Annotated in this window: 2 protein-coding genes; both read right to left on the bottom strand. The window is 35.2% G+C overall.

Annotated features, from left to right (window positions below):
• Positions 1-94: 94 nt before the first annotated feature.
• Positions 95-331, bottom strand: a complete 237-nt coding sequence (locus tag AAOP42_RS00025) for a LytR/AlgR family response regulator transcription factor (protein WP_349526402.1) — start codon at positions 329-331, stop codon at positions 95-97.
• Complete coding sequence (locus tag AAOP42_RS00020; RefSeq protein ID WP_349526403.1) at positions 324-1,022, bottom strand: sensor histidine kinase; 699 nt, start codon at positions 1,020-1,022, stop codon at positions 324-326. Before AAOP42_RS00020 ends, AAOP42_RS00025 begins: the two co-directional genes overlap by 8 nt.
• Positions 1,023-1,648 lie beyond the last annotated feature (626 nt).

Genomic DNA, 1,648 nt, shown 5'->3' with positions numbered 1-1,648 from the left:
TGTGTTTGAGTTTATAGAAATCTGGTACAACCGTAAAAGAAAACACTCATATCTAGGGTATAAAACCCCCGAACAATATGGGAAAATTAATTGTTCAATATGCGCTTAACTTTTTGTCCGGTTTTTTGTTGTAAGTCCACTGCAAGCCATCAACCCCTGGCATCTGAATGTCTAAAAAGATCAAATCTAACTTTTCATGCTGCAATACTTCAAGAGCTTCAAAGACATTTTTACACTCGCCCACGAGCTCCAAATATGGCACATGCCGAATATTGTCTATTATGAGGTCACGGGCTGGTTTTTCATCATCAACGACTATACAATTAATCATGTAAATCTAATTTTAAGTTTACCAGGAATTTAAAGTCATGGTCTTCCATATGCAACACATATTGATCTTTGTACAACAGATCCAGTCGCTCTTTTACGTTCGATAATCCTATGCCAGAATTCTCATCCTTCACCAAATCATGATCCGGATTGAATTTATTTTCAATAGAGAAATGTAAAGTCTTTCCCTTGACTTCTAAACAGACATTAATAAATGGATCTGGTATGTTACCAATACCATATTTGAAAGCATTTTCCACAAAGGGAATCAGCAGCATTGGCTCTATTCTCCACTCCTGTTCAACCTCACTGATTTTAAGATTGATTGTAATATCTTCTCCGAATCTCATTTGTTGAAGTGCAATGTAGCTTCTTAAATACTCAATTTCCGTTGAGAGGAGCACCTTTTCTTTACCTGAGTGGTATAGCATAAATCTAATCAGGGAGGCCAACTCGATGAGTGATGATTCCAGATGCTCCGATTTTTTTCTGGCCATTGAGACCAACCCGTTTAGGACGTTGAACAAAAAATGAGGGTTGATTTGAGATCGTAAAAATTTAAGTTCGCTCTCTAACCGCAGTGCTTGCTGTTCCCTAAGTCTTTTCTCATATTGGTCACTGTCGTGTATTATTCTATAAATAGAACTCAAGAAGAAAAATAAAATTGTTGGCAAAAACAGGCCTGGCTTCATTGAACTCTTAATAGTAACCTCAGCAAGCCCAAGTATGAAAAGTTTAATATGATAAATCCCAAATATGATGAATATGAAGCAAACAATATATAGCCACCAGTATTTTCTATTCATCAAATATGGATAAATCAATAAGGTATTGAGATAGAATAATATTAAATACAATGAACCTGAGATAATTTCAAATTCATTTGGATAACCCTTATCTGAATTCAGGACTATGCTAATGGTAGTGAAGGCCGTACTCCATATAATTCCGTGAATTATAATTGTTCGGTAAGTAAGAATAAAGAGAGGCAGTGATAATTTCATGTAATCTTTATTTACCAAAAGAAAGTCTTATGACATTTCTTAATTGTCGCATGTCTTACAACGGTTAGTATAAGAGCAGCGCGGATTTAATGCTCTTGCTTTTTGTATAGTAAGATACTTAATTAAAAGCAAAAACGATTCGAGTTTACACCCAAACCTCTATTGCTTTTAGACATTGTTGAACGAACCTCCTTCGTCGGAAGCCCTTCGGGGAATGCCAAAGAACTTCTAACTTCGGAGTTCACAAAATAAGAATTGAAGTTATGAAAAAAAAGTAAAACAATCATTGAAAAAGCATGTGAACAAGTACCTAA

Source organism: Reichenbachiella sp. MALMAid0571 (assembly GCF_040151475.1).
Lineage (GTDB): Bacteria > Bacteroidota > Bacteroidia > Cytophagales > Cyclobacteriaceae > CAXBNB01.
Note: the sequence above shows the minus strand (reverse complement) of the source record. Positions and strands in the feature narration are given on the sequence as shown.